We start from the raw sequence: 21,553 nt of genomic DNA, 5'->3' as shown, positions 1-21,553 counted from the left end.
CGGACATGGGGATGCCGGAGTGGTCAGACTACCGGAGTCTCCCGTCAGGCCCAACTTCGGTCCCGTCGGGAGGCTCCGGGCGGCTGCTCAGCGGCCGCCGAGCTCCCTCAGCCTGGTCATGTCGATCATGCTGGTGTCGAAGAAGCTGGTCTCGTCCAGGTTCTGCTGCTGCTGGTGCGGCACGGCCGGGGGCAGCGCGGGCTGCTGCGGGTAGCCGTAGCCGTCGTACGGCTGGGCCGAGTAGCCGTCCTGCTGCTGCGGATAGCCGTAGGCGTCCTGCTGCTGGCCCTGGTGCTGGCCCTGGTGCTGCTGGCCCTCGTAGTGGGGCTGCTGCTGCGGGTAGCCGCCCTGCTGGTGGCCCCACTGGGTGTTGTACGGGTCGCCCTGGCCGGCCGGGTCGAAGCCGCCCCCGTACACCTCGGCGTACTGCCCGGTCTGGTGCTGGCCGGTCTGGTGCTGCTGCTGGTGCTGGTCGCCCTGGTGCTGGGCGACCGCCGCGTACTGGTCGGCGCCGGGGGCCTGCCAGCCCGCCGCGGCCGGGGTCTGTTCCGGCCAGGTCTGCTGCTGGGGGACGTCCTCGCGGTACCAGGCGAGGTCGGCGCCGTCGGCGTCCGCGGCGAAGCCGGCGGCCACCGCCTCGGCGCGCTCCTTGGCCTGCTGGGCCTCGTCGGCGGCGGCCAGGTAGGCACCCAGGTCGTCGATCGGCTTCTTGCCGAGCAGCTTGTCCCGGCCCTTGCCGACCGCCTCCAGGGTCGCGCTGAGCACGTTCTCCAGCGTGGCGAGCTTCACGTCGACGTACTCGTCGACCTCGGGGCTCGGGGTGTGCCGCTGCGGCTGGAACTCCTCGCCGTCGCTCTCGGCCTCGGCCTCGAGGCCGGCCTCGCCGCGCAGCTTGGTCCGGCCGCGGCCGACCGCGCCGAGCGTCTTGGTCAGCACGACCTCGAAGTTGGCGAGCTTGCTGTCCACGTAGTCGTCGGCCTCGGCGCGCTGGGCCTCGACCTCGGCGCGGGCCTCGGCCAGGATCCGGTCGGCCTCGGCCTGGGCCCGGCGGACCACCTCGGTGTCGGAGATCAGCGAACCGCGCTCGGAGTGCGCGCCCTGGATGATCCGGTCCGCCTCGGCCTGGGCCTCGGCCACCACCTGCTCGTGGTCGGCCATCACCGACTGGGCCTGGGCGAGTTCGGCGGGCATGGCCGCCTTGAGGTCGTTGAGCAGGCCGATCAGCTCGGCCCGGTTCACCACGCAGGAGGCCGACATCGGCATCGAGCGGGCGTTCTCGACCGCCGCCACGATCTCGTCGACCTTTTTCTGCACGTCCACGGGGCTTCGTCTTTCCGTGTGCCGCCGACGGTCCGGCGGAGGCAGGCCCGGCGCGGTGCACCTCACCGCAGGGCAGGACTACAGACTGTACGGCCCCCGCGCGGCGAGCTCACAACGCCTGCGCCGAACCGGCCTCCACCGCCCCGGACAAGCCATGACGAACCGGCAGAAAAGGACCCGGTCCGCCGTCTGGCCCTACTGCTCGGCCTTACGCTCCGCGATCCGCTCCACCAGCCGGCGGTGCACCGTCTCCGGCAGCAGGTGCGAGACGTCGCCGCCGTACGAGGCGACCTCCTTGACCAGCGTCGAGGAGAGGAAGCTGTACGTCGGCGAGGTCGGCAGGAAGAGCGTCTCCACGCCGGTCAGGCCGTGGTTCATCTGGGCCATCTGCAGCTCGTAGTCGAAGTCGCTGACCGCCCGCAGGCCCTTGATGATCGCCGGGATGCCGCGATCCCGGCAGTAGTCCACCAGCAGGCCGTGGTGCGACTCGACCACCACGTTCCCGAACGGGACGGTGACCTCCTCGATCAGGCCGATCCGCTCCTCGACGGTGAACATGCCCTGCTTGTTGCGGTTGATCAGGACCGCGACATGCACCACGTCGTACAGCTTGGAGGCCCGCTCGATGATCTCCAGATGGCCCTTGTGGATCGGGTCGAACGAACCGGGGCAGACGGCTCGGCGCATGGCGTGTGTGCTCCCTCGTGGGGTGACGGCTGCTGCGGGCCGCGGCCCGCTACTCCTGCTCGCTGGCCTCGGCGGCGGCGCGACCGTACCAGAGCGTGCCCTCGCCGTAGCGGCGGGAGCGCAGCACCTCGAAGCCCTCGGGCCAGCCGAACTCGCCGCCACGGGTGCTGCGCTCCACGGTGACGAGTGCGTCCTCCGCGAGCCAGCCCCCAGCCGACAGTGTGATCAGCATCTCGCGCACCTCGTCGTCCGTCACCACGTACGGCGGGTCGAGGAACACCAGGTCGTACCGGGCCTGCGGGGGCGGCCCGGCGATCACCTTCTCGGCCCTGGCCGCCCGGACCTCCGCGCCCGGCAGGCCGATCGTGCGGACGTTCTCCCGGATCACCCGGGCCGCCTGGGCGTCCGCCTCGACCAGCAGGACGTGCTCGGCGCCGCGCGAGAGCGCCTCCAGGCCGACCGCGCCCGATCCGCCGAACAGGTCCAGCATCCGAGCCCCGTGCAGGGTGCCGCGGAACGCCTCCAGGGTGGAGAACATCGCCTCGCGGGCCTTGTCGGAGGTCGGACGGGTGCCCCGGCCGGGCGGTACGGCCAGTCGGCGGCCGCCGGCCGCCCCGGCGATCACGCGGGTCATGGTGGTGGAAGGTCCTTTCGTCGCTGCCCGACCACGCTATCCCGCCCCGGCGGCGAGCGGACAAGCGCCGGCGGGCGGGCGCGTCACGGCCGGGGCCCCGCCGACGGGTCGGCGGGGCCCCGGAGCGCACTCGCTAGCTCGCCTCGGAGCCCGCCCCCTGGCTCGGGACCGCCGCGCCGAGCAGCGCCGGCGAGGCGTAGCGGGACCAGGACAGGCAGCCGTCGGGCGGGCAGAACTCGGGGCGGCGCGGGTCGTGCCCGAGCTCGCGCAGCTTGGTCCGGACGGAGTCGGGCGTGCGGCCGAAGCGGGCGGCGATCCGGGCGACGGTCTCGCCGTCGTGGAAGCGCCGGACCAGCTCCTCCTCGTGCTGCGGCACCCACGGGGCGCCGTGGCCGGGGTACAGCTCGCGCAGCACGTCGCGGTCGGGGATGGGTTCGGCGACATCGGCGACGATCGCCAGCGCCCGCAGCGCGCGGTTGAGCGCGATCCGCAGCGAGGCGACGTCCTCGACCGGCAGGCGGAGCTTGCCCGAGGCGAGCGGCGCGGCGGCCGCCCCCTCGCGCCAGCCGGTCAGGGTGAGGGTGACCTCGCGGTCGTCGTCGCTGGCGAGTTCGATCCGGAAGACCTTGTCGCCCAGCGGGAGCTCGTTGAGATGACGGAATGCCATGGCAGGACCCCCAAGTGTCGTGCCAGGAACGCACCTTGGGGGTGCGCCCTGAACAACTACATTCTCTCCCGGGGGTCTGACAGTCCGGCGGTGCCGGAACCCGCTCAGCCCTTCTCCCGCTCAGCCCTTCTCCATGTAGGCCGCGCGGTCCTCGTCGAGCAGGCTCTCCAGCGCGGTGCGCAGGTCCGGGTGGGCGGCCAGCTCCGGGTCCTCGGCGACCAGCCGGGTGGCCTCGGTCCGGGCGGTCAGGATGACCTCCTCGTCCTCCAGCACCGACAGCACCTTGAGCGAGGACTTCACCCCGGACTGGGCCTGGCCCAACACATCGCCCTCGCGGCGCTGTTCGAGGTCGATCCGGGAGAGCTCGAAGCCGTCCAGGGTGCCGGCCACCGCGTCCAGCCGGGCCCGGGCCGCGCTGCCGCCGGGCATCTCGCTGACCAGCAGGCACAGGCCCGCCGCACTGCCCCGGCCGACCCGGCCGCGCAGCTGGTGCAGCTGGGAGACGCCGAAGCGGTCGGCGTCCATGATGACCATCACCGTGGAGTTGGGGACGTTGACGCCGACCTCGATGACCGTGGTGGCGACCAGCACGTCCACCTCCCCGGCGGCGAACCGGCGCATCACGTCGTCCTTGGCGTCGGGGGCGAGCCGGCCGTGCAGGATCTCCACCCGCAGTCCGGCCAGCGGGCCCTGCACCAGCTTCTCGGCGGTCTCCACCACCGAGAGCGGGGGCCGCCGTTCGTCGCTCCCGGCACCGGCGTCGGCGTCGCCGACCTCCTCGAAGTCCTCCTCGGCCGCCTTGCGCCTCTTCTTGGCGGCCTTCGGGTCGGCGGCCGGCTCCTCGTCGCCGATCCGGGGGCAGACCACGTACGCCTGGTGGCCCTTGCCGACCTCCTCGCGGACCCGCTCCCAGGCCCGGGTGAGGAAGTTGGGCTTCTCCAGCGCGGGGACGACATGGGTGGAGATCGGCGAACGGCCGGCCGGGAGCTGGTCCAGGACGGAGGTCTCCAAGTCCCCGAAGACGGTCATCGCGACGGTGCGCGGGATCGGGGTCGCGGTCATCACCAGCAGGTGCGGCGGCTGCCGGCCCTTGGCGCGCAGCGCGTCCCGCTGCTCGACGCCGAAGCGGTGCTGCTCGTCCACCACGACCAGGCCGAGGTCCTGGAACTCGACCTTGTCCTCGATCAGCGCATGGGTGCCGATGACGAGCCCGGCGTCCCCGCAGACCATGTCCAGCAGCGCCTGGCGGCGGGCGGCGGTGCCCATCGAGCCGGTCAGCAGCACCACCCGGGTGGCGTGCTCGGAGCCGCCGAGCATCCCGCCCTCGGCCAGGTCGCCCATCATCTCGACGATCGAGCGGTGGTGCTGCTGGGCCAGCACCTCGGTGGGCGCGAGCAGCACGGCCTGGCCGCCGGCGTCCACCACGGTGAGCATGGCCCGCAGCGCCACCAAGGTCTTGCCGGAGCCGACCTCGCCCTGGAGCAGCCGGTGCATCGGGTGCTCGGTGGCCAGGTCGGCGGCGATCTCGGCGGACACCTTCCGCTGGCCCTCGGTGAGGGTGAACGGCAGCCGGGCGTCGAAGGCGTCCAGCAGGCCGCCGGCCCGGGGTGCCCGGGGCTTGGCCGGCAGCGCGGAGTCGGCGGCCCGCCGCTGGGCGAGGGCGACCTGGAGGACGAAGGCCTCGTCCCAGCGCAGCCGGCTCTGGGCGCGCTCGCGGTCGGCCTGGCTGCGCGGGCGGTGGATCAGCTCCAGCGCCTCGGGCAGCGGGATCAGGTCGTGGCGCTCGCGCAGTTCGGCGGGCAGCGGTTCGCCGACGTCGCCGAGGTGCTTGGTGAGCGCGGTCTCGATGCAGATGGACAGCTTCCAGCTCGGCATCTGGGCGCTGGCGCCGTACACCGGGATGAGCCGGCCGGCGAACTGCTTCGCCGCGTCGGAGCCCGCCTCCTCGTCCAGCAGCTGGTAGTCGGGCGAGACCAGCTGGCGGCTGCGGTTGAAGACCCCGACCTTGCCCGCGAACAGGCCCTGGGCGCCGGCCTTGAGTTCCTTCTGCCGCCAGCCCTGGTTGAAGAAGACCAGCGAGAGCCGGCTGCGGCCGTCGGTGACGACCACCTCCAGCCGGTCGCCCTTACGGCCGCGGAACGGGATCAGGGTGACCTTCTCGATCCGGGCCAGCACGGTGACGTGCTCGTCGACCTCCAGCTCGTCCAGGCTGGTGAGCTGGCCGCGCTCGACGTAGCGGCGGGGATAGTGGTGCAGCAGGTCCCCGACCGTGCGCAGCTTGAGACTGTCGGCGAGCACCTTCGCGGTGCGGTCGCCGACGAGCTTGGTCAGTGGTTCATCGAGAGCGCCCATCAGGCCCTTGTTTACACCAAGGCACCGACGAACCGGGCAACCGACGAACCGCCGTAGGGGCGCTACTCCACCCCGATGAGCAGCGGTGTGAACTCCTGGCCGCCGTGGAAGACCACCGAGTCCACCTCCGGCCGCTGCTGGCGGACGTGCGCCACCAGCCGGTCGGCGAGCGCCCGGTCGGCGCCCTCGCCGAGGATCAGGGTGACGAGTTCGCCGCCCGCGCCGAGCATCCGGTCGAGCACGCTCTCGCCGACCTCGGCCAGTCCGGCGCCGATCACCGCGACGTCCCCGTCGATCAGGCCGAGCACGTCGCCGGCCTGGCAGACCCCGGCCATGGTCCAGGACTCCCCCTCGGCGACGGCGAGTTCGGCGTACCGGGTGGCCCCGGCGGCGGAGGTCATGGCGACCACGTCCTCGTCGAAGCGGCGCCCGCCCTCGTGCACGGCGAGCGCGGCCAGGCCCTGCACCGGCGAGCGGGTGGGCAGGACGGCGATCCGCACGCCCTCCTCGCGCAGCTGGTCGGCGGCGGCCCCGGCGGCGGCGCGCAGTTCGGGGTCGTTGAGCAGCAGCACCACCTCGCGGGCGGCCGAGCCGCGGACGGCGTCGGCGAGTTCGGCGCTGGCCGGGCGGCGGTCCGGGTCGGCGTGCAGGACGACGGCGCCGGCCTGCTCGCACAGTTCGGCCAGCCCGTCGCCGGACACCACCGAGAGCACCGCGCGGGTCCGTTCCTCGCGCTCGCCGCGTTCGGCCGCGGTGCCGGCCCGGGCGGCGGCCTCGGCGAAGTGGGTGATCCGGATCTGGTGCGGGCGCCCGGCCTCGACCCCGGCCTCGACGGCGGCGCCCGCGTCGTCCACGTGGACGTGCACGTTCCACAGGCCGTCGCCGCCGCCGATCACCAGCGAGTCGCCGAGCCCGCCGAGCCGCTCGCGCAACGCGGGCAGCGCCTCGTCCTCGGCGTCCAGCAGGTAGATGACCTCGAAGGCGGGGTGCCCGGGGCCGGGCGGCCGGACGTGCGCCGGGCAGCTCTCCACCGCCCGGACGTCCCCGCGCAGCGCGACCGGCCCCATCGGCTGCTGCCCGGCGACGGCGTCGGCGAGCGCGCCGAGGACGGCCACCAGGCCGCGCCCGCCGGCGTCCACCACCCCGTTCTCGGCCAGCACGGCGAGCTGCTCGGGGGTGTGCCGCAGGGCGTCCCGGGCGGCCCGGTAGGCGGTGTCGGCGACCTGGGCGAGCCCGTCCCCGGCCCGCACCGCCTCGCGGGCGGCGACCCGGGCGACGGTGAGCAGGGTGCCCTCGACGGGCTCCGCGACGGCCTGGTAGGCGGAGTCGGCGGCGCGCAGCAGGGCGGCCCGCAGCTGTTCGGCGCCGCCGCCCTCGGCCAGTATCTCGGCGGTGCCGCGCAGCCACTGGGCGAGGATCACCCCGGAGTTGCCGCGGGCACCGATCAGCGCGCCGCGGGCCATCGCGCGGACGGCGTCGGCCAGCCCGGGCGCCGGGCCGGCCGCGGGGTCGGCGAAGCGGCTCTCCACCTCGGCGGCGGCGGACTCGACGGTCAGGTAGAGGTTGGTGCCGGTGTCGCCGTCCGGGACGGGGTACACGTTGAGCGCGTCGATCTCCTCGCGGGCCTGCCCGAGCGCCCGCAGGGCGAGCTGGCACCAGGTGCGCACGGCCGGGGCATCGAGCGTGTGCAGCACCAGGTCTCCTCCGGGACGGGACGCCGGACCGGCCCGGGGGCCGCGGCGAGGGGTGATACCGGCAGGTTATCGGGGCTCGGGGAGGGCCGCCGGAGCCCCCGACCGAAGCGATCACCCGGCCGGTCATGGTAGTTTCGTGGGACGGAAGCAAGCGTTGTATGCTCTTCCGGTTGCCTGGAACCGTCCAGGCTCACCCCCTTGTCCGGTCCGGTTCACGCGAGTGTTCTGGTGGGTGAGTGGGTTTTCGAAAGTATCTGATCTGAAGTCTTGGAGTGACTCCTGTGGCTGCCAACTGCGACGTCTGCGGCAAGGGGCCGGGCTTCGGCAACAGCATCTCCCACTCTCACCGCCGCACCCCCCGTCGTTGGAACCCCAACATCCAGACGGTGCGCGCTGTGATTGGGCGTACGCCGAAGCGGCTCAACGTCTGCACCTCGTGCATCAAGGCCGGTAAGGTCTCGCGCTGACGCGCAGACCGGCATGCCGGTCCTCCAGTGAGTCGGTTCATCCCCGGATGGACCGGCTTCGCTGTTTCCGGGACCGGTCAGGCTTTCCGGACGCACACGTGACGGGCGGACCCCCTCAAGGGTCCGCCCGTCGCCGCGTTCCGGCCGTCGCCGCGTTCGGCCAGGGGCCGCGACTCAGCGCCAGCGCCAGGCGTGGTCGACCGGGCCGATCCCGGCGCCCAGGGCGAAGCCCCCGGCGATCGCGCCGGTGACGTACTCCTTGGCCGAGCCCACCGCCCCGGGCACCGACTCCCCCTTGGCCAGACCGGCCGCGATCGCGCTGGCCAGGGTGCAGCCGGTGCCGTGGGTGTGCCGGTTGTCGTAGCGCGGCGCGCGGTACCAGTGCACCTCGCCGGGCCCGCCGTACAGCAGGTCGGCCGCCTCGCCGGCCAGGTGGCCGCCCTTGACCAGCACCCAGCGCGGCCCGAGGTCCAGCAGCGCCTCGGCGGCGGCCAGCATCTGCGACTCGTCCTCGACGGTCCGACCGGTGAGCTGGGTCACCTCGTGCAGGTTGGGGGTGACCACGGTGGCGACCGGCAGCAGCCGCTCGCGGACGGTGGCGACCGCCTCGGCGGCCAGCAGCGCGTCCCCGTGCTTGGAGACGCCGACCGGGTCGACCACCACCGGGGCGGCCACCCCGGCCAGCAGCTCCGAGACGGTCTCGACCAGTTCGATCGAGGCGAGCATGCCGGTCTTCACCGCCTGCACCCCGATGTCGTCCACCACGCTGCGGAACTGCGCCCGGACGGCTTCGGCGGGCAGTTCCCAGTAGCCCTGGACGCCGAGCGAGTTCTGCGCGGTGACGGCGGTGATCACGCTCATGCCGTGGACGCCGAGGGCGAGCATCGCCTTGAGGTCGGCCTGGATGCCGGCGCCGCCGCCGGAGTCGGAACCGGCGACGGTGAGGACGCGGGGAGGTGCGGTCGAATCCATGGCCCCCAACCTACCCGCGCGCGTTCGGGGCACCGTGGCCTCCCGGGCACCACCGCCCCCGGGGCACCGCGGTCAGAGCACCGCCTCCGACTCCACCCAGCGCTCCTCCGGCACCGTCTTCAACCTGGTCACCGCGTCGCCGATCGGCAGCAGCTCGATGTCGGTCCGGCGCAGCGCGGTGAAGTGCCCGAACGCACCCCGGTGGACGGCCTCCACCGCGTGCCAGCCGAAGCGGGTGGCGAGCACCCGGTCCCGGGCGGTCGGGGTGCCGCCGCGCTGGGTGTGGCCCAGGATGACCGGGCGGGCCTCCTTGCCGAGCAGGTTCTCCAGCTCGTGGGCGAGCCGGTTGCCGATCCCGCCGAAGGTCCGGTGGCCGTACTGGTCGACCTCGCCGTGGTCGAAGCGCATGGTGCCGGGCGTCGGGGCGGCGCCCTCGGCGACGGCGATGATGGCGAACTTCTTGCCGCGGGCGAAGCGGTCCTCGACCATCCGGGCCACCGCCTCGATGTCGAAGGGCTTCTCCGGGATGAGGATGCCGTGGGCGCCGCCGGCCATGCCCGCGGTGAGGGTGATCCAGCCGGTGTGCCGGCCCATCAACTCCACCACCATGACGCGCTGGTGGGACTCCGCGGTGGTCTTGAGCCGGTCGATCGCCTCGGTCGCCACGTGCACCGCGGTGTCGAAGCCGAAGGTGACGTCGGTGGCGGCGATGTCGTTGTCGATGGTCTTGGGCACCCCGACCACCGGCAGTCCGGCCTCGCTGAACAGCTTGGCGGCGGTCAGCGTCCCCTCGCCGCCGATCGCGATCAGCGCGTCGATGCCGATGTCCCGGGCCAGCGTCTTGGCGTTCTCCACCGCCCAGGCGATCCGCTCGCGCTGCACCCGGGCCGAGCCCAGGATGGTGCCGCCGAGGGTGAGCAGACCGGTGACGTCGTCGTGCGAGACCGGCCGGGTACGGCCCTCGATCAGGCCGAGGAAGCCGTCCTCGATGCCCACGATCTCGTCGCCGTGCACGTCCGTGCCCCGGTGCACCACCGAGCGGATCACCGCGTTGAGGCCGGGGCAGTCGCCGCCGCTGGTCAGGACACCGATGCGCATGTGTGGTGTGCTCCCGCTCGCCGTGGTTCGGCCCGGCCGCAGCCGACGGCGGGCGGGCTCGGATGGCGCAAGCCTACGCAAGTCGCCTGCTCGAAGCCCGTCCGCCGCACGCCCGGAGCGTCACGCGCCGTACCGGCGTCCACGCCCCGTCGGCCGTACTCCGTACCTCACTCGGCGAAGTGGTCCCAGCCGCCGACCCGGTCCCAGGGCGCGCCGTCGACCGTCACCCGGCCGCTGCGCGAGCCCCGCGGGCGGCCGGTCACCTCGCCCACCACCCGCCAGCGGGACGGGAGTTGGACCCCGCGCGGGAAGGTCGCCACGATCGCGTGGTCCTCGCCGCCGGACAGCACCCAGACCAGTGGGTCCACCCCGACCGCCTGGCCGATGTCGGCCATCTGCGCCGGGACGTCGAAGTCGGCGGCCCTGAGGTCGATGTCCACCTCGCTGGCCCGGGCCACGTGGCCGAGGTCGGCGACCAGCCCGTCGCTCACGTCGATCATCGAGGTGGCGCCCAACTCGGCGGCGGCCGGGCCCGCGTGGTACGGCGGCTCGGGGCGGCGGTGCGCCTCGACGAAGGCGCGCGGGGAGCGGAAGCCGCGTTGCAGCACCGTCAGTCCGGCCGCCGACCAGCCCAGCCAGCCGCACACCGCGATCACGTCGCCGACCTGGGCGCCGGAGCGCGTCACCGCCGCGCGCCCCTGGAGGTCGCCGAGCGCCGTGATCGCCAGCGTGACGGTGTCGCCGCGCACCACGTCGCCGCCGACCACCGTCGCCCCGGCGACCTGGCACTCGTCGCGCAGCCCGTCCATCAGCTCGGTGGCCCAGGTGGTCGGCAGGTCGGCGGGGGCGACCAGCCCGAGCAGTATCGCGGTCGGCACCGCGCCCATCGCGGCCACGTCGGCGAGGTTCTGGGCGGCGGCCTTGCGGCCCACGTCGTAGGCGGTGGACCAGTCCCGGCGGAAGTGCCGGTTCTCGATCAGGACGTCCGTGGTCGCCACCACCCGGCCGTCCGGGGCCTTCACCACCGCGGCGTCGTCCCCGGGGCCGAGGTCGACCGCGTCGGTGAGCGGTACCCGGGCGGTCAGCTCCCTGATGAGACCGAACTCGCCGAGCTCGCCCACGGTCCCCTGCATCTGCGTCCTCTCGCCTTTCCTCCCCGGACGGCACCGCCGTCCGGGATGCCGTCCCCGTCGCTCCCCCCGCGCGCAGCGTACGCCCTCCAGGGGCACCGAAGTCTCCCCTCCCCGGCCCGCTGCGCGGTAGCGTGGTGATCAGCCTGCCGGTGCGCCCGCACCCACCCCTGCACCAGCCCGGGCGATCCCGGCGGCGATCCCCCCAACCGGCCGCCGGGAGGTCACCCGTGGTACAGGCATACATCCTGATCCAGACCGAAGTAGGAAAGGCCACCGCGGTGGCCGAGACCATCGCCAGGATCCCCGGTGTGCTCACCGCCGAGGACGTCACCGGTCCGTACGACGTCATCGTCAAGGCCGAGGCCGAGACGGTCGACGACCTGGGCCGCATGGTGGTCGCCAAGGTCCAGAAGGTGGAGGGCATCACCCGCACCCTCACCTGTCCGGTGGTGCACCTCTGAGCCCGGCTACCATCGGCGGGTGGCCAGAGAACTCCGCATCCCCAGGGCGCTGACCGCGCTTCCCGCACCGGTCCGCTGGCTGGCCGCGCCCGTCGCGCTGACCTGCACCGTGGTGGTGCTCATCGGCAGTTGGAGTTCGGCCGACGACCCCGCGGTGGAGGTCCCGCGGCCGAGCGGGAAGGCCGCGGACTACTGCCGGGCGCTGGGCGCCGCGCTGCCCCCGGATTTGCTCGGCCGGACCCGCCGGGACCCGTCCCCGGCCTCCCCGTACGTGGCGGCCTGGGGCGACTCGCCCCGGGTGGTGCTGCGGTGCGGTGTCGACCGGCCGGACGAGCTGGACGGCGAGCACGCCAAGGACTGGTCGCCGACCGTCGACGACGTCACCTGGTGGTCGCAGCGGCTCGCCGACGGCGGCTACCGCTTCGTGACGACCATGCGGGCCGCCTACGTCGAGGTGACCGTCCCGGCCGGAGCCGCGCAGAACCCCTTCGACCCGGCGGCCGCCCTGACCCCCGCGGTGAAGGCCAACGTCCCGGGCTGAGCCCGCACACAGGGGCGGGCCGGGAGCTCCCGGCCCGCCCCTGTCACGCGTACGAGCCCGCTAGCGCAGCCCGGTCGAGCGGCGCAGCGCGGTCTGCAGCAGCCGGTCGATCAGCTCCGCGTAGGAGACCCCGCTGGCCTCCCACATCTTCGGGTAGGCGGAGATCGGGGTGAAGCCCGGCATGGTGTTGATCTCGTTGATCATCCAGCTGCCGTCCTCCAGCAGGAAGAAGTCGACCCGGGCCAGCCCCTCGCAGCCGAAGGCCTCGAACGCGGCCACCGCCTGGCGCTGGATCTCCGCGACCTCCTCGGCGGTCAGCTCGGCCGGGATCCGCACCTCGGAGGAGTCGATGTACTTGGCCTCGAAGTCGTAGAAGTCGAAGCCCTCGCCGACCAGCACCTCGGCCGGGACGCTGGCCCGCGGGCCGTCCTCGAACTCCAGCACCCCGCACTCGATCTCGCGGCCGGAGACCCCGGCCTCGATGATCAGCTTGGGGTCGTGCCGGCGGGCCTCCTCGATCGCGGCGTCGAGTTCGGCGAGGTCCCGGACCTTGGTGATGCCGATGCTGGAGCCGGCCCGGCAGGGCTTCACGAACACCGGCAGGCCCAGCTCGGCGACCCGCTCGCGCACCGCGGCGCGGCCCTGCTCGGTCTCCCAGTCGCGCGGCCGCACGATCGTGTAGTGGCCGACGCCCAGGCCGTGCGAGGCCAGGATCCGCTTGGCGAACTCCTTGTCCATGCCGGCCGCGCTGGCCAGCACGCCGTTGCCGACGTACGGGACGCCGGAGAGCTCCAGCAGACCCTGGAGGGTGCCGTCCTCGCCCCACGGGCCGTGCAGCAGCGGGAACACCACGTCGACCTGGCCGAGGGCCTTGGGGGCGCTCCCCGGCTCGCTCAGCAGCACCTCCCGGCTGCCCGGCGAGACCGGCAGCGCGACCTGCCCGTCGACGGCCTCGGCGACGTGGGCCACGTCCGGCAGCCGGCCGTCGGTGATGGCCATCCGGGACGGCTCGTCGCTGGTCAGCGCCCAGCGGCCCTCGTGGGTGATGCCGATCGGCAGCACGTCGTACTTGTCACGGTCGATCGCCCGGAGGACGCTGCCCGCGGTGGAGACCGAGATCGCGTGCTCGGAGCTGCGCCCGCCGAAGACCAGCGCGACGCGCGGCTTGGGGGCGGACGGGTCCGGGGTGGTCTGTTCGATGCTCATATCGGGTTTGAGACTACCGTGCGGGGTGTTTCCGGGAAGTCAACGCCGGTCCGGAGAGTCCGCGCCCGGCACCGGGTGCACGGCCGACGGGCCGGGCCTCAGCGCCGCTCGGCCTTGGCCGAGCGGGACATCAGCGCCTGCAGCGCCTCCTGGGTGGGCCGCCCGTTGTGCACCACGTCCACCACGGCCTCGACGATCGGCATGTCGACCCCGTTGCGCCGGGCCAGGTCCAGCACCGACTCGCAGGACTTGACGCCCTCCGCGGTCTGCCGGGTGGCCGCGATGGTCTCGGCCAGCGACATGCCCCGGCCCAGGTTCATCCCGAAGGTGTTGTTGCGCGACAGCGGCGAGGAGCAGGTGGCGACCAGGTCGCCCATCCCGGCCAGCCCCGCGAAGGTGTGCGGGTCGGCGCCCAGCACCTCGCCGAGCCGGGTGGTCTCGGCCAGTCCGCGGGTGATCAGGGTGGCCTTGGTGTTGTCGCCGAGCCCCATGCCGGCCGCCATGCCGACGGCCAGGCCGATCACGTTCTTGACCGCGCCGCCGAGTTCGCAGCCGATCACGTCGGTGTTGGTGTACGGCCGGAAGTACGGCGTGTGGCAGGCCGCCTGGAGCCGCTTGGCGACCGCCTCGTCGGGGCAGGCGACCACGCTGGCGGCGGGCTGCCGGTTGGCGATCTCCTTGGCCAGGTTGGGCCCGCTGACCACCGCGACCCGCTCCGGGCCGACCTTGGTGACCTCGTCGATCACCTCGCTCATCCGCTTCGCGGTGCCGAGTTCGATGCCCTTCATCAGGCTGACCAGCACGGTCTGCGGCTCGATCAGCGGCGCCCAGGCGGCCAGGTTGTCGCGCAGCGTCTGGGAGGGCACCACCAGCACCGCGAAGTCGGCGCCGGCCAGCGCCTCGGCGGCGTCGGTGGTGGCCCGGACGGTGTCGGGCAGCCGGACGCCCGGCAGGTAGTCCGGGTTCTCGTGGGTGGTGTTGACGGCGTCCACCAGCTCCTGGCGGCGGGCCCACAGCACGACCTCGCAGCCCGCGTCGGCCAGCACCATCGCGAACGCGGTGCCCCAGGAGCCCGTCCCCATCACGGCGCAGCGGGTCACCGGCCCGTCCCCTCATCGTCGTTGCCGATCCTGCTGCCCTTGGCACGGCGGCGTTCGGCCACCGCGGCGGCGGCCCGCTCGCGGGCGGCCCTGCGCATGTCGTAGCGCTCGGCCGGCGGCTCCTGGCCGCGGATCCCGGCCAGCACCTCGGTGATCGCCGCCATGATGTCCTCGGTGGCATCGTTGAGCACCTGGGCGGTGAGCTCCATGCCCTGGTACTTGCTCAGGTCCACCGCGGGCCCGGCGGCCACGGTCACCCGGTGCCGCGGGAACAGGTTGAACTTGCCCTTGCCGTAACCGGCCCGGCCGTACGGCGGGATGATCTCGTGGGCGCCCCAGTGCGCGACCGGGATCACCGGCGCACCGGTCATCAGCGCGACCCGGGCGACCCCGTTCTTCCCGGTCATCGGCCACAGGTCCGGGTCCCGGGTGAGCGTTCCCTCCGGGTAGAACTGCACGCACTGGCCGTTGTTGACGGCGTCGATCGCGGCCCGGAAGGCCTGCGCCGCGTCGGTGGACTCGCGGAACACCGGGATCTGGCCGGTCTTGCGCAGCATGAACCCGATGAAGGGGATCGAGAACAGCGAGGACTTGCCGAGGATCCGCGGCGGACGCCCGCTGTTGTACTGCCAGTGCGCGTAGATCACCGGGTCGATGATCGAGTTGTGGTTCACCGCGGCGATGAAGCCGCCCTTCCGGGGAACGTGCTCCCAGCCCCGCCAGTCGGGCTTCACCAGCGCGGTCGTCACCGGCTTCACCAGCACGGCCGCGAAGCGGTACCAGATGCCGTAGTCGGCGTTGCCGAACTTGGCGTACGAGCGGCGGGCCACCCCAGCTCCTTCTCATCCGATGCGGCACGTGGGGTGCCGCGGTCATAGCCTCCCGGTGCCGCGCACCGCTGCGACCGGGGCCCGGCGCACGGGCGCGGAACAGTGTCGCCCGCCTGCTCACCGGCTGTCGAGCGGCCGCGCCAACCCGCCGGGCGGGCGTGATCAAACGCACGTCCGCACAGCTCGGACGGCCTGGCGAGGGCTCCGGGACCGGCGTCACAATGACGCCGATGACCCAGGACACCGTACGCCCCAGCGGGCCCGTCGCGCCCGCCGCACCCGCCGCCGACTGGTCGCTGGTGCTACCGCTCAAGCCGCTCGCCCTCGCGAAGAGCCGACTGGCCCCGTACGCGGGCCCGCACCGGGCCGAGCTGGCCCTGTCCTTCGCCCTCGACACCGTCACCGCCGCGCTGGCCACCCCGGGCGTCTCGCGCGTCCTGGTGGTCACCCCGGACGCCACCGCCGGCGCGCGGCTGGCCGAGTTGGGCGCCCTGGTGGTCGCCGACGAGCCCGGCGGCGGCCTCAACCGGGCGCTGGCGCACGGCGCCTCGGCCGCCCGGGCGCTCGCCCCGCGGACCCCGCTGGCCGCCCTCTCGGCGGACCTGCCGGCCCTGCGCCCGGCCGAACTCGCCCGGGTACTGGGCGCGGTGCCGTCGGACGGCCGGGCCTTCCTGCCGGACTCCCCCGGCCTGGGCACCACCCTGCTCGCCAGCGGCCCCGGCCGTCCGCTCGCCCCCGCGTTCGGGGACGGCTCGCGGGCCCGGCACGCGGCCGGCGGGGCGCTCGAACTGCGCCTGGCGGACGTGGAGTCGGTGCGCCGGGACGTCGACACCGGTGCCGACCTCGGCGAGGCCGCGACGCTCGGCCTCGGCCCGTACACCAGTGCGCTGTTCGCCCGTCTGGACCGCTCCTGACCAGCGGGCCGGTCGGACCCGCTCGCTATGCTGCTGGCATGCAGGCCACCGCGTTCACCTTCGACCCCGCCACCCGAGCCGGCTCCGTGCTGCTCGACGACGGGACTCCGGTGCCGTTCGACGCGGCCGCCTTCGACGCCGGCGGCCTGCTGCTGCTGCGGCCCGGCCAGCGGGTGCGGATCCGCACCGAGGGCACGGGCGAGGCCCGCCGGGTGGTCTTCGTGACCCTGCAGACCTTCCCCGACCCGGCCGACGGCCGCTGACGGCGCCGTCCCCTTCCACAGCCGTCGCCGTTCCGGCCGTTCCCGCTGTTCCCGTTCTTCCCGCCGTTCCCGCGGATTTCCGCGCCCGGACGGCGGCCGCCGGTGAATCCTGACTAAGCGCCCGGAAATCGAAAGAGCCGCGGCCGCCCGGTCTCCGCAATTCGCGGAAGGGGGGTGCCGCGGCTCTGTGCCGAAGGCCGTCCGAGGACAGTCGCGCGGGACTTACTTGGCCGAGGCCTTGCGCGCGGTGGTCTTGCGGGTGGCGGTCTTCTTCGCCGGCGCCGTCTTCTTGGCCGTGGCGGTCGCCTTCTTGGCGGTGGCCGTGGTCTTCTTGGCGGCGGCGGTGGTGGTCGCCTTCTTGGCGGCGGCCGTCTTCTTGGTCGCCGCGGCCTTGGTCGCAGCCGCCTTGGTGGCGGTGGCCGTGGTCTTCTTGGCGGCCGTGGTGGCCTTCTTGGTGGCGGTCGCCTTCTTCGCGGCGGTGGCCGTGGTCTTCTTGGCGGCAGCCGTGGTGGTCGCCTTCTTGGTGGCGGCCTTCTTGGCGGCCGGGGCGGCGGCCGCAGCGGTGGCGGCGCGCTTGGTGGCGGCACGCTTGGCGGCCGGGGTCGCGGCGACACCGGTCTTGCCCGGGGTGAGCGAGCCCTTGGGGGCCTTCTTCACCGAGGGGCCTTCCTTCGGCAGCTTCTTGCTGCCGCTGACCAGGTCCTTGAAGCCCTGACCCGGACGGAAGCGGGGCACCGAGGTCTTCTTGACCTTGACCCGCTCGCCGGTCTGCGGGTTGCGGGCGAAGCGCGCGGAGCGCTCCACCTTCTCGAAGGTGCCGAAACCGGTGACCGAAACCCGGTCACCGGCCACAACGGCACGGACCATGGTGTCGAGCACTGCGTCGACGGCCTCTGCGGCAGCCTTGCGACCGCCCAGCTGCTCGGCCACCGCTTCGACAAGCTGAGCCTTGTTCACGTCTTCCCCTTCGGAAACGGGCGCCGGATGATTCCATCCGTTCTTTTCGCACGTTAGGTATGTATCTGCGGACTTTCAATTACCAAACGCGCGAATCACCCTAGTGTCGCAATGGATTTGCGCGTCCGCGACCTCAGTCGAGGGGCGGGTGCCCCTCGTCGAGGTCATGTACAAAGCGACTCAACCGCCTTGCCGCCTCCGGAAGATCGCGCTTGGCGGTCTCCGTGACGATGAGCAGTTGACGGGTGAGAGCGGTCTTTGCATCGACAGACACGTTCAGCGCATGCACGCGGGCGTGAGCTTGCTTCAACCGCTCGGCCACAAGCGCGTAGAGCGCTGCGACTTCCTGGTCGTCCGGCGCCTCAGCTGGTGTTGCGGAGGTGACGTCCGGCCGATCGTCAATTCGGCGTTCGGATCCCCGGCCCGTGGACTCCTCGGACGCGGGTTCGCCGCCCGCGTACGGAGGTTCATGGTGCCGGTGCATGTACTGATTGTGCCATCTACCCGCAGTTGTACTTGCGCGGGGCCCTCTTCCGCAAAGCCGAATGGGCAATCCGGGGAGGCCCCGGTGCTAACTCGTGCTCCGGAACGGCAGATGGCCCGGCCCCCCCGAGGGGGAGCGCGGGCCATCCGGTGGATCGTCAGAATGCTTGTTCTGAGGGGAACTCAGGAGACCGGCAGAGTACGGGGCTTGAACGCCGGACGGGTCGCCTCGTAGGCGGCGATGTCGCCCTCGTTCTGCAGGGTGATGCTGATGTCGTCCAGGCCGTTGAGCAGCCGCCACCGGACGTTGTCGTCCAGTTCGAAGGGCGCGGTGATGCCTTCGGCCCGGACTTCCCGTGCTTCCAGATCAACGGTGATCTCGGCCGAAGGGTCACTCTCGGTGAGCGACCAGAGGCGTTCCACGGTCTCCTGCGGCAGCACGACGGTCAGCAGACCGTTCTTCAGCGAGTTGCCCCGGAAGATGTCGGCGAAGCGCGAGGAGATGACCGCGTGGAAGCCGTAGTTCTGCAGCGCCCAGACCGCGTGCTCCCGGGAGGAGCCGGTGCCGAACTCGGGGCCGGCCACCAGGACGGTGGCGCCCGCGCGCTCGGGCCGGTTGAGGACGAACGACTCGTCCTTGCGCCAGGCTTCGAACAGGCCGTCCTCGAAACCGGATCGGGTGACCTTCTTGAGCCAATGGGCCGGGATGATCTGGTCCGTGTCCACGTTGCTGCGGCGCAGCGGGACGGCCCGGCCGGTGTGGGTGGTGAACTTCTCCATGGCTCAGGCCTCCACGGCGACGTTGGCGGAGTTGACGGACAGGTCGGACGGGGCGGCCAGTCGGCCCAGGACGGCGGTCGCGGCGGCGACCTGCGGGGAGACCAGGTGGGTGCGGCCGCCCTTGCCCTGGCGGCCCTCGAAGTTGCGGTTCGAGGTGGAGGCGCAGCGCTCCCCGGGGGCGAGCTGGTCGGGGTTCATGCCCAGGCACATCGAGCAGCCGGCGTGCCGCCATTCGGCCCCGGCGGCGGTGAACACCTGGTCCAGGCCCTCCTCGACGGCCTGGAGCGCGACCCGGACGGAGCCGGGGACGACCAGCATCCGCACCCGGTCGGCGACCTTGCGGCCCTCCAGGACGGCGGCGGCGGCGCGCAGGTCCTCGATCCGGCCGTTGGTGCAGGAGCCGACGAAGACCGCGTCGACGGCGACCTCGCGCAGCGGGGTGCCCGCCTCCAGACCCATGTACCTGAGGGCGTTCTCGGCGGCCACGCGCTCCTGCGGGTCCGCGAAGTCCTCGGGGTTCGGGACGTTCGAGCCGAGCGGAGCGCCCTGGCCGGGGTTGGTGCCCCAGGTGACGAAGGGGGTGAGCTCGCTCGCGTCGATGAACACCTCGTGGTCGAAGACGGCGTCCTCGTCGGTGGTCAGCGTCCGCCAGTACTCGACGGCGGCGTCCCAGTCCTCGCCCTGCGGGGCGTGCGGGCGGCCCTTGAGGTACTCGAAGGTGGTGTCGTCCGGGGCGATCATGCCGGCCCGGGCACCCGCCTCGATCGACATGTTGCAGACGGTCATCCGGGCCTCCATGGACAGGCTCCGGATCGCCGAGCCGCGGTACTCCAGGACGTAGCCCTGGCCGCCGCCGGTGCCGATCTTCGCGATCACGGCCAGGATCAGGTCCTTGGCCGTGACGCCCTCGGGCAGTTCGCCCTCGACGGTGACCGCCATGGTGCGGAACGGCGCCAGCGGCAGGGTCTGGGTGGCCAGCACGTGCTCGACCTGGCTGGTGCCGATGCCGAACGCCAGCGCGCCGAAGGCGCCGTGGGTGGAGGTGTGGGAGTCGCCGCAGACCACGGTGGTGCCGGGCTGGGTCAGGCCGAGCTGGGGGCCGACCACGTGCACCACGCCCTGCTCGACGTCGCCGAGCGAGTGGATCCGTACGCCGAACTCGGCCGCGTTGCGGCGCAGCGTCTCCAGCTGCACCCGGGAGACCGGGTCGGCGATCGGCTTGTCGATGTCCAGGGTCGGGGTGTTGTGGTCCTCGGTGGCGATCGTCAGATCGGTGCGGCGGACCTTGCGGCCGGCCAGCCGGAGCCCGTCGAAGGCCTGCGGGCTGGTCACCTCGTGGAGCAGGTGCAGGTCGATGAACAGGAGGTCGGGCTCGCCCTCCGCGCGCCGCACGACGTGGTCGTCCCAGACCTTCTCTGCGAGTGTCCGTCCCATCGGAGATTCCCTCCAGCCGGCCGCGTTGCCGGCCTTCTCGTGTCGTCGGGGTCATTGCGTGCGCCGTCCGTGCGGAGCGCGTTCGCGAGACCTGCACGCCGGATCGCTGTCCACGATGCGGACACTCTGTCGAGGCCCCATCCTGGATGTCTCCCGGGCTGCTGCATCCAGAGTGGCGCTTTTCCCGGAAGATTGAACTTGCGTCTCGCGGAATGAGACTGCAGTCTTAGGGCATGGACAACACTAGCGGCGTCGGCGTTCTCGACAAGGCCGCTCTGGTGCTCAGCGCACTGGAGTCGGGCCCCGCCACGTTGGCGGGGCTGGTCGCCGCCACCGGTCTGGCGCGCCCCACGGCCCACAGACTCGCCGTCGCACTCGAACACCACCGTCTGGTCACCAGGGACATGCAGGGGCGTTTCATCCTCGGCCCCCGTCTCTCCGAACTCTCCGCCGCGGCGGGCGAGGACCGGCTGCTCGCCACCGCGGGCCCGGTCCTGACCCACCTGCGCGACGTCACCGGCGAGAGCGCACAGCTCTACCGCCGGCAGGGCGAGATGCGGATCTGCGTAGCCGCCGCCGAGCGGCTCTCCGGCCTGCGGGACACCGTCCCGGTCGGCAGCACCCTGCCGATGAAGGCCGGCTCGGCCGCCCAGGTCCTGCTGGCCTGGGAGGAGCCCGAGCGGCTCCACCGCGGCCTCCAGGGCGCCCGCTTCACCGCCACCGCGCTGAGCGGCGTCCGGCGGCGCGGCTGGGCCCAGTCGATCGGCGAGCGGGAGCCGGGCGTCGCGTCCGTCTCCGCCCCCGTGCGCGGCCCCTCCAACCGGGTGGTGGCCGCCGTCTCCGTCTCCGGCCCGATCGAGCGCCTGACCCGCCACCCGGGCCGGCTGCACGCCCAGGCCATCATCGAGGCCGCGAACCGGCTCACCGAGGCGCTGCGGCGCAGCTGAGCCGGCGGAGTCCCCCACCCACCCCGCCGACTCCCCCGTACCCCGTTCCCCCACCCCCCACCGAATGCGAAAGGGCCCCGCTCGGACCGAGCGGGGCCCTTCGCGTGCCTGCGCGGCGGAAACACCCGGGCGCGACGGAAAGCCGTGGAAAGCGGTGGAAAAGCGAAAAGACCCCGCGGGGCGGGGTCTTCCATATTTCTGGCTGGGGTACCAGGACTCGAACCTAGACTAAATGAACCAGAATCACTCGTGCTGCCAATTACACCATACCCCAACGCAAAGCAAGGGCCGATGGGCATGTCCTCAGAAGAACACAGCCACCGGCTTCGTGCTTTGAAGTACCCCCGACCGGATTCGAACCGGCGCTACTGCCGTGAGAGGGCAGCGTGCTAGGCCGCTACACAACGGGGGCATCCTGGCGATCCCTTGCGGGATCAGTACCCCCGACCGGATTCGAACCGGCGCTACTGCCGTGAGAGGGCAGCGTGCTAGGCCGCTACACAACGGGGGCTTCCAGGCGATCCCTTGCGGGATCAGTACCCCCGACCGGATTCGAACCGGCGCTACTGCCGTGAGAGGGCAGCGTGCTAGGCCGCTACACAACGGGGGCTTG

At 72.8% G+C, this 21,553-nt stretch carries 22 protein-coding genes and 4 tRNA genes; 6 read left to right on the top strand and 20 right to left on the bottom strand.

Features of this window, described 5'->3' with window-relative positions; translation table 11 throughout:
• Positions 1-87: 87 nt before the first annotated feature.
• The 6 genes from AB0F71_RS15030 to AB0F71_RS15005 all read right to left on the bottom strand — a co-directional run bounded on the left by AB0F71_RS15030 (position 88) and on the right by AB0F71_RS15005 (position 7,354).
• On the bottom strand, positions 88-1,320 hold the full coding sequence (locus tag AB0F71_RS15030; RefSeq protein ID WP_360233100.1) for a cell division initiation protein: 1,233 nt from the start codon (positions 1,318-1,320) through the stop codon (positions 88-90).
• A 195-nt stretch (positions 1,321-1,515) separates the two neighbouring features.
• Positions 1,516-2,007, bottom strand: coding sequence for a pantetheine-phosphate adenylyltransferase (gene coaD / locus AB0F71_RS15025; RefSeq protein ID WP_360233097.1), 492 nt, complete (start codon positions 2,005-2,007; stop codon positions 1,516-1,518).
• A 49-nt stretch (positions 2,008-2,056) separates the two neighbouring features.
• Positions 2,057-2,641 carry a 16S rRNA (guanine(966)-N(2))-methyltransferase RsmD gene (gene rsmD / locus AB0F71_RS15020; RefSeq protein ID WP_360233094.1) on the bottom strand — a complete coding sequence of 195 codons (585 nt, stop codon included), beginning with the start codon at positions 2,639-2,641 and terminating at the stop codon, positions 2,057-2,059.
• 133 nt (positions 2,642-2,774) lie between these two features.
• On the bottom strand, positions 2,775-3,308 hold the full coding sequence (locus AB0F71_RS15015; RefSeq protein WP_350508249.1) for a hypothetical protein: 534 nt from the start codon (positions 3,306-3,308) through the stop codon (positions 2,775-2,777).
• 120 nt (positions 3,309-3,428) lie between these two features.
• Positions 3,429-5,660 carry an ATP-dependent DNA helicase RecG gene (gene recG, locus AB0F71_RS15010; RefSeq protein WP_360233091.1) on the bottom strand — a complete coding sequence of 744 codons (2,232 nt, stop codon included), beginning with the start codon at positions 5,658-5,660 and terminating at the stop codon, positions 3,429-3,431.
• Positions 5,661-5,722: 62 nt separating this feature from the next.
• Positions 5,723-7,354 carry a DAK2 domain-containing protein gene (locus AB0F71_RS15005; protein WP_360233088.1) on the bottom strand — a complete coding sequence of 544 codons (1,632 nt, stop codon included), beginning with the start codon at positions 7,352-7,354 and terminating at the stop codon, positions 5,723-5,725.
• 281 nt (positions 7,355-7,635) lie between these two features.
• Between AB0F71_RS15005 and rpmB the strand changes: the two genes are divergently transcribed.
• The gene (rpmB, locus tag AB0F71_RS15000) at positions 7,636-7,821 is read left to right on the top strand and encodes a 50S ribosomal protein L28 (RefSeq protein WP_014138233.1); all 186 of its coding nucleotides are present in this window, start codon (positions 7,636-7,638) and stop codon (positions 7,819-7,821) included.
• 174 nt (positions 7,822-7,995) lie between these two features.
• Here the strand turns inward: rpmB and thiD are convergent, their stop codons facing one another.
• The 3 genes from thiD to AB0F71_RS14985 form a co-directional block, all read right to left on the bottom strand.
• A complete protein-coding gene (gene thiD / locus AB0F71_RS14995) occupies positions 7,996-8,793 on the bottom strand; it encodes a bifunctional hydroxymethylpyrimidine kinase/phosphomethylpyrimidine kinase (protein ID WP_360233085.1) in 798 nt (265 codons plus the stop codon).
• Positions 8,794-8,865: 72 nt separating this feature from the next.
• On the bottom strand, positions 8,866-9,891 hold the full coding sequence (locus tag AB0F71_RS14990; RefSeq protein WP_360233082.1) for a 6-phosphofructokinase: 1,026 nt from the start codon (positions 9,889-9,891) through the stop codon (positions 8,866-8,868).
• Between the two features lie 167 nt (positions 9,892-10,058).
• Positions 10,059-11,024 carry a thiamine-phosphate kinase gene (locus tag AB0F71_RS14985; protein WP_360233079.1) on the bottom strand — a complete coding sequence of 322 codons (966 nt, stop codon included), beginning with the start codon at positions 11,022-11,024 and terminating at the stop codon, positions 10,059-10,061.
• Between the two features lie 227 nt (positions 11,025-11,251).
• Here AB0F71_RS14985 and AB0F71_RS14980 point away from each other — a divergent pair, with 227 nt between their 5' ends.
• Entirely contained in the window at positions 11,252-11,485 is a 234-nt protein-coding gene (locus tag AB0F71_RS14980) for an Lrp/AsnC ligand binding domain-containing protein (RefSeq protein WP_360233076.1), read from the top strand.
• Between the two features lie 19 nt (positions 11,486-11,504).
• Positions 11,505-12,026 carry a DUF3515 domain-containing protein gene (locus AB0F71_RS14975; RefSeq protein WP_360233073.1) on the top strand — a complete coding sequence of 174 codons (522 nt, stop codon included), beginning with the start codon at positions 11,505-11,507 and terminating at the stop codon, positions 12,024-12,026.
• 60 nt (positions 12,027-12,086) lie between these two features.
• Here AB0F71_RS14975 and AB0F71_RS14970 read toward each other — a convergent pair whose 3' ends face one another.
• The 3 genes from AB0F71_RS14970 to AB0F71_RS14960 all read right to left on the bottom strand — a co-directional run bounded on the left by AB0F71_RS14970 (position 12,087) and on the right by AB0F71_RS14960 (position 15,162).
• On the bottom strand, positions 12,087-13,232 hold the full coding sequence (locus AB0F71_RS14970) for a D-alanine--D-alanine ligase family protein (protein ID WP_360233070.1): 1,146 nt from the start codon (positions 13,230-13,232) through the stop codon (positions 12,087-12,089).
• Positions 13,233-13,330: 98 nt separating this feature from the next.
• Positions 13,331-14,314 (bottom strand): NAD(P)H-dependent glycerol-3-phosphate dehydrogenase, encoded by a 984-nt coding sequence (locus tag AB0F71_RS14965; protein WP_360233274.1) that lies wholly within the window; start codon positions 14,312-14,314, stop codon positions 13,331-13,333.
• Between the two features lie 14 nt (positions 14,315-14,328).
• Positions 14,329-15,162, bottom strand: coding sequence for a lysophospholipid acyltransferase family protein (locus tag AB0F71_RS14960; protein WP_360233067.1), 834 nt, complete (start codon positions 15,160-15,162; stop codon positions 14,329-14,331).
• A gap of 230 nt (positions 15,163-15,392) precedes the next feature.
• On the opposite strand from AB0F71_RS14960, the gene cofC reads away from it, so the two are divergent.
• Positions 15,393-16,076: a 2-phospho-L-lactate guanylyltransferase gene (cofC, locus tag AB0F71_RS14955; RefSeq protein WP_360233064.1), complete on the top strand. Its 684-nt coding sequence runs from the start codon at positions 15,393-15,395 to the stop codon at positions 16,074-16,076.
• 38 nt (positions 16,077-16,114) lie between these two features.
• A complete protein-coding gene (locus AB0F71_RS14950; RefSeq protein WP_360233061.1) occupies positions 16,115-16,339 on the top strand; it encodes a hypothetical protein in 225 nt (74 codons plus the stop codon).
• 222 nt (positions 16,340-16,561) lie between these two features.
• Here the strand turns inward: AB0F71_RS14950 and AB0F71_RS14945 are convergent, their stop codons facing one another.
• The 4 genes from AB0F71_RS14945 to leuC form a co-directional block, all read right to left on the bottom strand.
• A complete protein-coding gene (locus tag AB0F71_RS14945; protein WP_360233058.1) occupies positions 16,562-17,296 on the bottom strand; it encodes an HU family DNA-binding protein in 735 nt (244 codons plus the stop codon).
• 133 nt (positions 17,297-17,429) lie between these two features.
• Positions 17,430-17,618: a hypothetical protein gene (locus AB0F71_RS14940; protein ID WP_046386931.1), complete on the bottom strand. Its 189-nt coding sequence runs from the start codon at positions 17,616-17,618 to the stop codon at positions 17,430-17,432.
• Between the two features lie 344 nt (positions 17,619-17,962).
• Entirely contained in the window at positions 17,963-18,559 is a 597-nt protein-coding gene (gene leuD, locus AB0F71_RS14935; protein ID WP_360233055.1) for a 3-isopropylmalate dehydratase small subunit, read from the bottom strand.
• A gap of 3 nt (positions 18,560-18,562) precedes the next feature.
• Positions 18,563-19,993 (bottom strand): 3-isopropylmalate dehydratase large subunit, encoded by a 1,431-nt coding sequence (gene leuC, locus AB0F71_RS14930; protein ID WP_360233052.1) that lies wholly within the window; start codon positions 19,991-19,993, stop codon positions 18,563-18,565.
• A 233-nt stretch (positions 19,994-20,226) separates the two neighbouring features.
• Between leuC and AB0F71_RS14925 the strand changes: the two genes are divergently transcribed.
• Positions 20,227-20,940, top strand: a complete 714-nt coding sequence (locus AB0F71_RS14925; RefSeq protein ID WP_030246527.1) for an IclR family transcriptional regulator — start codon at positions 20,227-20,229, stop codon at positions 20,938-20,940.
• 199 nt (positions 20,941-21,139) lie between these two features.
• On the opposite strand, the gene AB0F71_RS14920 is transcribed toward AB0F71_RS14925, so the two are convergent.
• The 4 genes from AB0F71_RS14920 to AB0F71_RS14905 form a co-directional block, all read right to left on the bottom strand.
• Positions 21,140-21,214, bottom strand: a tRNA-Gln gene (locus tag AB0F71_RS14920).
• Between the two features lie 65 nt (positions 21,215-21,279).
• A tRNA-Glu gene (locus AB0F71_RS14915) sits at positions 21,280-21,352 on the bottom strand.
• A gap of 26 nt (positions 21,353-21,378) precedes the next feature.
• Positions 21,379-21,451 (bottom strand) — tRNA-Glu (locus tag AB0F71_RS14910).
• 26 nt (positions 21,452-21,477) lie between these two features.
• A tRNA-Glu gene (locus tag AB0F71_RS14905) sits at positions 21,478-21,550 on the bottom strand.
• Positions 21,551-21,553: the final 3 nt, after the last annotated feature.

This window comes from Kitasatospora sp. NPDC028055, from assembly GCF_040637885.1.
Lineage (GTDB): Bacteria > Actinomycetota > Actinomycetes > Streptomycetales > Streptomycetaceae > Kitasatospora.
The sequence above is the reverse complement of the archived record's forward strand: the minus strand, read 5'-3'. Positions and strand labels throughout refer to the sequence as shown.

Bases quoted from the DNA above. Each gene is read 5' to 3' on its own strand.
- coaD (WP_360233097.1), bottom strand. From the start codon at position 2,007: ATGCGCCGAGCCGTCTGCCCCGGTTCGTTCGACCCGATCCACAAGGGC.
- rsmD (WP_360233094.1), bottom strand. From the start codon at position 2,641: ATGACCCGCGTGATCGCCGGGGCGGCCGGCGGCCGCCGACTGGCCGTA.
- AB0F71_RS15015 (WP_350508249.1), bottom strand. From the start codon at position 3,308: ATGGCATTCCGTCATCTCAACGAGCTCCCGCTGGGCGACAAGGTCTTC.
- recG (WP_360233091.1), bottom strand. From the start codon at position 5,660: ATGGGCGCTCTCGATGAACCACTGACCAAGCTCGTCGGCGACCGCACC.
- thiD (WP_360233085.1), bottom strand. From the start codon at position 8,793: ATGGATTCGACCGCACCTCCCCGCGTCCTCACCGTCGCCGGTTCCGAC.
- AB0F71_RS14990 (WP_360233082.1), bottom strand. From the start codon at position 9,891: ATGCGCATCGGTGTCCTGACCAGCGGCGGCGACTGCCCCGGCCTCAAC.
- AB0F71_RS14985 (WP_360233079.1), bottom strand. From the start codon at position 11,024: ATGCAGGGGACCGTGGGCGAGCTCGGCGAGTTCGGTCTCATCAGGGAG.
- AB0F71_RS14970 (WP_360233070.1), bottom strand. From the start codon at position 13,232: ATGAGCATCGAACAGACCACCCCGGACCCGTCCGCCCCCAAGCCGCGC.
- AB0F71_RS14965 (WP_360233274.1), bottom strand. From the start codon at position 14,314: ATGGGGACGGGCTCCTGGGGCACCGCGTTCGCGATGGTGCTGGCCGAC.
- cofC (WP_360233064.1), top strand. From the start codon at position 15,393: ATGACCCAGGACACCGTACGCCCCAGCGGGCCCGTCGCGCCCGCCGCA.
- AB0F71_RS14950 (WP_360233061.1), top strand. From the start codon at position 16,115: ATGCAGGCCACCGCGTTCACCTTCGACCCCGCCACCCGAGCCGGCTCC.
- leuD (WP_360233055.1), bottom strand. From the start codon at position 18,559: ATGGAGAAGTTCACCACCCACACCGGCCGGGCCGTCCCGCTGCGCCGC.
- leuC (WP_360233052.1), bottom strand. From the start codon at position 19,993: ATGGGACGGACACTCGCAGAGAAGGTCTGGGACGACCACGTCGTGCGG.
- AB0F71_RS14925 (WP_030246527.1), top strand. From the start codon at position 20,227: ATGGACAACACTAGCGGCGTCGGCGTTCTCGACAAGGCCGCTCTGGTG.